The organism is Rhizobium sp. PEPV16, assembly GCF_008919455.1.
GTDB classification, from domain to species: domain Bacteria; phylum Pseudomonadota; class Alphaproteobacteria; order Rhizobiales; family Rhizobiaceae; genus Rhizobium; species Rhizobium leguminosarum_Q.
The window spans coordinates 1-7,640 of the sequence record NZ_VSZV01000152.1 but is presented as its reverse complement, the minus strand read 5'-3'; the positions used below and the strand labels follow the sequence as shown (position 1 = coordinate 7,640).

The window sequence follows — 7,640 nt, the reverse complement described above, 5'->3', positions numbered from 1 at the left end:
GGTGGCCGCAGCCTGCCGGTTTTACCGATGTCCTGACTTTCACTTCAGAGGAGCGGTCTGATGGAACCTCAACTGAGGTCAACACGATAATGGAAAGACGATCGGCGACGCGTATATGCGTATATAGAGCGTCCCTTCGAATGCCTCGCCGCTTCGCCTGACGAATGCGGCATTACAACCTCAACGAATAGGGTCCCCGTGTTTCTGGAAATTGGAATTGTGGCGTTTCTCACCATCCTGAATGGTGTGCTCGCCATGTCTGAGCTGGCCGTCGTGTCTTCTCGAACGGCCCGCCTGAAGGTTCTCTCCGACAATGGAAGCAAGGGCGCAGCTCAAGCGATCAAACTTGCCGAAAACCCCGGTCGTTTTCTCTCTACGGTGCAGATCGGCATCACGCTGGTCGGCGTTCTATCCGGCGCTTTCTCAGGGGCCACGCTCGGCGGCCGCCTGAGCGGATGGCTGGAAGCCCAGGGAATGTCATCGACGGCCGCTGATGCCATTGGCGTAGGTTCGGTCGTTGTGGCAATCACATATCTTTCGTTGATCATCGGCGAACTTGTTCCAAAGCAGATCGCATTGCGGGAACCCGAAGCGGTTGCGGCCAAGGTCGCACCAGCTATGGCGGTCCTTTCAAAAATCGCGCTGCCACTTGTGTGGCTTCTAAACGCCTCCGGAAATCTTGTGCTCAAGCTCTTGGGCCAGGCAGGAAAAGGTGGCGACAATGTCTCTGACGCAGAGATCAAAACTGTTCTGGCCGAGGCGCAGTCGGCTGGAGTGATCGAAAGCGAAGAGTCCGCGATGATATCGGGTGTCATGCGGCTGGCGGACCGCACCGCCCGAGCGCTTATGACGCCCCGACGCGACGTCGAAATTATCGATATTGACGACAGCCTTGATGAAATCCGGACCCAGTTGCACAGGACGAAGCGGTCGCGGTTGCCCGTTCGAAAAGGCAGTTCGGACGAGGTGATCGGCATCCTTCCGGTCAAGGACTTCTACGACGCGATGTCCGAACACGGGACTGTCGACATCAGGGCGCTGACGCAGGATGTCCCGGTGGTTTCAGACCTCGCAACTGCCATCAATGTTATTGAAGCCATCAGGAAATCGCCCATTCATATGGTGCTGGTTTTCGACGAGTACGGCCACTTCGAGGGGATTGTCTCGTCGGGTGACATTTTGGAAGCAATCATGGGGGCTCTGCAGGAGGGACCTGTCGATGAACAGGCCATCGCTCGTCGAGACGACGGCTCTTATCTCGTGTCGGGCTGGACGCCGATTGACGAATTCGCTGAATTCTTAAACCTCAGGCTCGATGACGATCTGGAATATCAGACTGTCGCCGGTCTGGTGTTGGAAGAGCTGAAACATCTGCCCGAATTGGGGGAGAGCTTCACGAGAGGTGGATGGCGCTTCGAGGTCATCGATCTCGACGGGAGGCGCGTCGACAAAATACTTGTGTCTGAAGATCGAGGGTGACGGCTTGGCCCGTGTCGTCAAGCTCGACGGCAGCAACATCGACACCGTCCGCATGGAAGACGTGGTCCGACACCAGGAGGTACCGCCATGGCATGGTCCGCCAGCCAATATGTGAAATTCGAGGACGAACGCACGCGGCCGGCGCGCGATCTTCTGGCACAGGTGCCGTTGCAGAGTCTTCGTCGCGCCATCGACCTCGGCTGCGGGCCGGGCAATTCCACCGAACTCATCATCGAGCGTTATGGGGCTGCCGGCATCTCCGGCCTCGACAGCGACATCAACATGCTGGAGGCGGCGCGCAAAAGGCTGCCGGGCACAGCCTTCGTCGAGGCTGATCTCGCCAGCTGGCACCCGGCCGAACCGGCCGATCTGCTCTTTGCCAATGCGGTCTTCCAGTGGCTGCCCGATCACCTCGACATCTTCGAGAGACTGATGGACGGGCTTTCCGAAGGCGGCATTCTTGCCGTGCAGATGCCCGACAATCTCGGCGAACCCTCGCATCTGGCAATGGAAGAGACCGCCCATGCCGGCCCGTGGAAATCCGCCTTCGAAGCGAAGAGCGTGCGCCGCAAGGCGCTGCCGCCGTCGTCCACTTATTACTCCAGGCTGATTGCAAAAGCATCGCGCGTCGATATCTGGCACACCGTCTACAATCACCCGATGGCGGATGCTGCAGCGATTGTCGAATGGGTGAAGGGAACCGGACTGATGCCCTACCTCGCCCATGCCGGCGAGGAGCATCGCGAGGCATTCCTGGCCGAATACCTGGAGCGGGTGGAAAAGGCCTATCCCAAGATGTCGGACGGGCGGGTGCTGCTCAGGTTTCCGAGGACCTTCGTGGTGGCTGTGAAAGGGTAATCGGCCGCCCACCACCAAGCTGACGTGGGCTCATCCAGTCCGGATGGTGTCAAATGCTTGTTATCCCTCGCCTGCATATGTTGCGGCAAAGCCGGCGCGCAGTATAGTCGGCCGCAAATTCCAAGGAGATGACACATGGACGCTGCCCCTACCCCGCCGGTCACCCTCGTCATCTTCGGCGCCACGGGCGACCTGACGCGCCGCCTGCTGGTGCCGGCGATCATCAATCTGACGCGCAGCCGCCTGGTCGGCGAGGATCTCCACATTCTCGGCATCGGCATCGAACCGGGTGACGACGAATTCCTGCGTGGGCGGCTCGATCAATTCCTCAACCATCTGAGCGGCGAAGCGCCGACGGTGAAGGACGAAGCCTGGGAAAGTCTGCGCCGGCGCATTTCCTATACGTCCGGAGATTTCACCAAGGACGATATTTTCGTCGAGATCGGCAAGCGGCTGGGGTCGCATGCCAATGCCGCCTTCTATCTCGCGGTGCCGCCATCCTTCTTCGGGACGATCGTCGAGAAACTTGCCGCCCATGGGCTGACCAATGAAAGCGACGGCGTCTTCCGCCGCGTCGCCATCGAAAAGCCGTTCGGCACCGATCTCGCCTCGGCGCGGGCGCTCAATGCACAGATCCTCGCGCAGGTCGGGGAAAGCCAAGTCTACCGGCTCGACCATTTCCTCGGCAAGGAAACCGTGCAGAACCTGATGACGGCGCGTTTCGCCAATATGATGATCGAGTCCTTGTGGAACAGCCGCTACATCGATCATGTGCAGATCACCGCCGCCGAAATCGTCGATGTCGGCAGCCGCGGCAAATTCTACGATGCAACCGGCGCATTGCGCGACATGGTGCCGAACCATCTCTTCCAGCTGCTGGCGATGATCGCCATGGAGCCGCCGAACAGCTTCGATGCCGAAGCGATCCGCAACGAGAAGAGCAAGGTGCTGAAGGCGCTGCGCATCTATACGCCTGAGGAGGCCAAGACGCATGGCGTGCGCGGCGCCTATGGCGCAGGCCCGCTCAGCGGTGCTGAGCTTCCGGCCTATCGCGATACCAAGGACGTCTCGCCCGACAGCCGGACCGAGACTTTCGTGGCGCTGAAGCTCTATGCCGATACCTGGCGCTGGGCCGGCGTGCCCTTCTATCTCAGGACCGGCAAGGCGCTGACGGCGCGCGACACTGAGATCGTCATCACCTTCCAGCCGGTTCCCTTCGCGCAGTTTCGCGAGACCGACGTCAAGCGGCGCCTGCCGCCGAACCGGCTGGTGATCCAGGTGCAGCCCGACGAGGGCATGAGCATGGAAATCTCGATCAAATCGCCGGGGCTTTCGGTCGATACCGTGCCGGTATCGCTCGATTTCCGCTATGCCGACAAATTCGATATTGCCAAGACGACCGGCTATGAATCACTGCTCTACGATCTCTTCATCGGCGACCAGACGCTGTTCCAGCGCGCCGACGGGATCGAGGCAGGATGGGCTGCGGTGCAACCCTTCCTCGATATCTGGGCCAAGGATGAGAGCGTGCCTGACGCTTACGCGCCGGGCAGCATGGGACCGATCTGCGCCGACGAACTGATCCAGCGCGACAGGCGGCAGTGGCATGAACTCGGCGTCGTGCTGCACAAAAACGACAAATAGCCGGTCCTGCTTCCTGATCTGGGACTATCCCATCAGCGGCAGGCGTCGCTTAACGTACCGTCGCGCTCTGCCGCGCGGTACTGACGCGTTCCGGGCCGCGGGCAGGTGGTGCGATCCGACGGAATGACGACGGTGATATCACCAGTTTCGACTGGATCGAGCGGAATCATGAGTCCGCCATTGGATTCCGCCCCCGGCACCGTGCCGGGTGGCATGCCGCCGAAGCGGCCGCTAGAGTCCATATCAGCAAGTGCCTGGGAGAAAGCCGGAGCGGCGAAGCCGAGGAGAATGATCGAGGCTGCTGCAAGAAACATACGCATGATGCTATTCCCTATGGTTTCAGCGATGCGACAGAAACAGCAGGACGACCTCATTGTTCCCCCGGAAGCGGAGGCGGAGGATCAAAGTTTGGCGATTGGAACATGGCGCCTCAGAGCAGGCGATCTCCGGTTCAATCGCGCCAGCGCGACAGCAGCCTGTCGAGACCTGTCGGATAGAGATCGATGCCGGCGTCCCGCAGACTGTCGCGGCCGAACCAGCGCGCCGTCGCCGCCGTCTCGTCGAGTTCGGAATAGCGGATTTCCTCGCGCTGATAGAGCGACGCATCGGCCAGTTCGATATCGGCCGCGAAGATGTATTCGTGACCGATTGCGCCTTGATGCTCGTAGATGTTTTCAAGCAGATGCCAGGGACCGACGATGCGGATATCGGTCTCGAGTTCCTCCCTGAATTCGCGGTGCAGAGCCTCTTCGCGGCTTTCGCCGAATTCGATCGCGCCGCCGAGCGGGCGAACGCCCTTGATGCGGCCGCTGTCATCCTCCACTTCGGCGGCAAGCAGCTGATCTTTCCGCCAGGCGAGGCCGATCACCTTCACCCTGATCTGCTGCGATGGGCGCCAGACGGTCACGAGCTCTCCTTCCATCCAATGGCAGCCGTTAATTAGCGGGCGGAGGCTGCAAGGCAAGGCGATCAGGGCCACCGCGGCCGGATACCGCCGATCACCAGACGATCGGATGAGTAGCGACCTGCTTAACGTCAAGGATTGACATCTATTGCCATCACGGTGTGACAGCTTCATATTGACGACAACGAAACGAAAACCATGCCCAACGTTGCGCTCGGGAACCACTACGAAGAATTTGTCCGGAAGCAGCTCGAGTCCGGCCGCTACAATAATGCCAGCGAGGTTGTCCGTGCAGGCCTGCGGCTACTGGAGGATCATGAGGCGGCCCGCGAGCGCTGGCTCAATGAAGAAATTCCGGCGCGCTACGACGACCTAGTGAACAAGCCGGGCCTCGGCATCCCGGCCGAGACAGTGCGCGCCCGCTTTGAAACCAAGCGCCGGAATGACGCGGCGAAAGCCAAGTAGGGCATAGCCTACCGCATTATCTACCATCCGAAGGCAGAAGCCGAACTCGACAAGCTCTAGCCGATATCGCCGTTGAGGCGGGAACCGGCATCGCCGGCGACTTCGTTCACGCAGTGATCACTTTCATTGAGGCCCTGGAGACGTTTCCGGAACGGGGCACGGTGCGGGAAGGCCGGATTCCTGGCCTCCGGATCATCGGCTATCGGCGCAGCGTCAGCGTGGCGTTCTCGGTGAGCGGCAATAACGTCACCATATTGGGCGTGTTTGCGCGTGGGCGTGATATCACCGACGAACTCCTCGGGGAGCGACAACGGTGAGCCGACCGGCGAGCGCCTTCCGAATGAACGGCAGGTACGGCTCCCTCAGGTTCAGCTTGCCGTGCTGCCGACTGGCCACCTCTTCAAGTGGGACCAGGGCAAAATATGATGAGCCTCGCGGCGACGCCGCGAAGGCTCTTTCTCGTCGTCGCTCAGACGAACTGGCTGAGGCCCGGGACGGAAGCGACGACCTCGTCGACGACCTCCTCGCCGGCATATTGCTTGGCGATCGCGATGGTTTCCTTGGCAAGCGAGGTGATCTCGCCCATGCCGAGGCCTTCGCCCATCAGCTGCTGGCCGAGCCCCATGATGCCGCCGCCGCCGAGCGAGCTCATCAGCCCGCCGAGCAGACCGCCGCCGCCGGCGCCCTCGCCATTGAACTGGGCAACGAGATCGGCGCCGCCGGGGATCGCTTCGATCATCTTGGCAACCGGACCATCGGCGGCCTCGCGCTGCAGGAAGCCGAGCATCATGCCGAGCGCCTTTTCGGCCAGATCAGGCGCAATACCCACACGATCGGCGATCTGGGTCACAATTTCATTCATCGTCAGCCTCCTGTTTTTTGACGTTAACGTCAACGTTAATCGAGATTCGACCGCAACTCAAGCCGACCCCTCCCCGGGCCGCACTTTGTCCGGTTTTGCTTTTAATGCAAACAGTTGTCCGCATCCATCTCCCTGCTTATAACAGGGAAACGATGGTTCGATGAAGGCGGCAGAAGCACGCCTTCTCATACAAATGGCGGCAGAGCCCCAAGGGAGCATTCCGAATGATCGAGGAAGGCAAGATTTTCATCGGCGCGAGCCGCAATCCCGATGACAGCATCAATAAGCCGGAATATCTCGACCTGAAATTCGGCAATCGCCACGGCCTCGTCACCGGCGCAACCGGCACCGGCAAGACGGTGACGCTGCAGGTGCTAGCTGAAGGTTTCTCGCGGGCCGGCGTTCCGGTGTTTGCGGCCGATATCAAGGGCGACCTTTCCGGCATCGCCGCCAGGGGCGAGCCCAAGGACTTCCTGACGAAGCGCGCCGAGCAGATCGGCTTCACCGACTACGAATTCGACCAGTTTCCGGTGATCTTTTGGGATCTGTTCGGCGAGAAGGGCCACCGGGTGCGCACCACCATCGCCGAGATGGGACCGCTGCTGCTCGCCCGCCTGATGGATGCCTCCGAACCGCAGGAAGGCGTCATCAACATCGCCTTCAAGATCGCCGACCAGGGCGGGTTGCCGTTGCTCGACCTCAAGGATTTCAGCTCGCTGCTCAACTACATGGGCGAGAACGCCAGCCAACTTTCCAACCAGTACGGACTGATCTCCAAGGCTTCGGTCGGCTCGATCCAGCGGGCGCTGCTCGTTCTCGAACAGCAGGGTGCGGAGCACTTCTTCGGCGAACCGGCGCTGAAAATCACCGACATCATGCGCACCAGCAACAGCGGCTACGGCCAGATCTCGGTGCTGGCCGCCGACAAGCTGATGATGAACCCGCGTCTTTACGCAACCTTCCTGCTCTGGCTGCTTTCCGAGCTCTTCGAGGAATTGCCCGAAGTGGGCGATCCCGAAAAGCCGAAGCTCGTCTTCTTCTTCGACGAGGCGCACCTGCTCTTCAACGACGCGCCGAAGGTGCTGACCGAACGTGTCGAGCAGGTGGTACGGCTGATCCGCTCGAAGGGCGTCGGCGTCTATTTCGTGACGCAGAATCCACTCGACGTGCCGGAAACGGTGCTCGCCCAACTCGGCAACCGGGCGCAGCACGCCTTGCGCGCCTATTCGCCGCGCGAGCAGAAGGCAGTGAGGACGGCGGCCGATACATTCCGTGCGAACCCGGCCTTCGATTGCGCCACCGTCATTACCAATCTCGGCACCGGCGAGGCACTGGTCTCGACGCTCGAGGCCAAGGGCGCGCCTTCGATCGTCGAGCGCACGCTGATCCGCCCGCCCTCCGGCCGCGTCGGCCCGGTTACGGATGCCG

At 60.9% G+C, this 7,640-nt stretch carries 8 protein-coding genes and 1 pseudogene; 6 read left to right on the top strand and 3 right to left on the bottom strand.

Annotated elements, in window-relative coordinates:
* Nucleotides 1-198: 198 nt before the first annotated feature.
* The 3 genes from FY112_RS03045 (at nt 199) to zwf (ending at nt 3,981) form a co-directional block, all read left to right on the top strand.
* Nucleotides 199-1,479 (top strand): hemolysin family protein, encoded by a 1,281-nt coding sequence (locus tag FY112_RS03045; RefSeq protein ID WP_094086428.1) that lies wholly within the window; start codon nt 199-201, stop codon nt 1,477-1,479.
* Between the two features lie 87 nt (nt 1,480-1,566).
* Nucleotides 1,567-2,337: a trans-aconitate 2-methyltransferase gene (gene tam, locus FY112_RS03040; protein WP_131629136.1), complete on the top strand. Its 771-nt coding sequence runs from the start codon at nt 1,567-1,569 to the stop codon at nt 2,335-2,337.
* Nucleotides 2,338-2,472: 135 nt separating this feature from the next.
* Nucleotides 2,473-3,981, top strand: coding sequence for a glucose-6-phosphate dehydrogenase (zwf, locus tag FY112_RS03035; protein ID WP_151517638.1), 1,509 nt, complete (start codon nt 2,473-2,475; stop codon nt 3,979-3,981).
* Nucleotides 3,982-4,013: 32 nt separating this feature from the next.
* Here the strand turns inward: zwf and FY112_RS03030 are convergent, their stop codons facing one another.
* Both FY112_RS03030 and FY112_RS03025 read right to left on the bottom strand, forming a co-directional pair.
* Nucleotides 4,014-4,355 carry a hypothetical protein gene (locus FY112_RS03030; RefSeq protein WP_151517637.1) on the bottom strand — a complete coding sequence of 114 codons (342 nt, stop codon included), beginning with the start codon at nt 4,353-4,355 and terminating at the stop codon, nt 4,014-4,016.
* 77 nt (nt 4,356-4,432) lie between these two features.
* Entirely contained in the window at nt 4,433-4,888 is a 456-nt protein-coding gene (locus tag FY112_RS03025) for an NUDIX domain-containing protein (RefSeq protein WP_151517636.1), read from the bottom strand.
* A gap of 195 nt (nt 4,889-5,083) precedes the next feature.
* Between FY112_RS03025 and FY112_RS03020 the strand changes: the two genes are divergently transcribed.
* Entirely contained in the window at nt 5,084-5,350 is a 267-nt protein-coding gene (locus tag FY112_RS03020) for a type II toxin-antitoxin system ParD family antitoxin (RefSeq protein ID WP_017959568.1), read from the top strand.
* A gap of 3 nt (nt 5,351-5,353) precedes the next feature.
* A pseudogene (locus FY112_RS03015) lies at nt 5,354-5,667 on the top strand (type II toxin-antitoxin system RelE/ParE family toxin).
* 152 nt (nt 5,668-5,819) lie between these two features.
* Here the strand turns inward: FY112_RS03015 and FY112_RS03010 are convergent.
* On the bottom strand, nt 5,820-6,212 hold the full coding sequence (locus FY112_RS03010; protein ID WP_017959566.1) for a hypothetical protein: 393 nt from the start codon (nt 6,210-6,212) through the stop codon (nt 5,820-5,822).
* 224 nt (nt 6,213-6,436) lie between these two features.
* Here FY112_RS03010 and FY112_RS03005 point away from each other — a divergent pair.
* A partial coding sequence (locus FY112_RS03005) for a helicase HerA-like domain-containing protein (RefSeq protein ID WP_151517634.1) occupies nt 6,437-7,640 on the top strand: 1,204 nt, incomplete at its 3' end.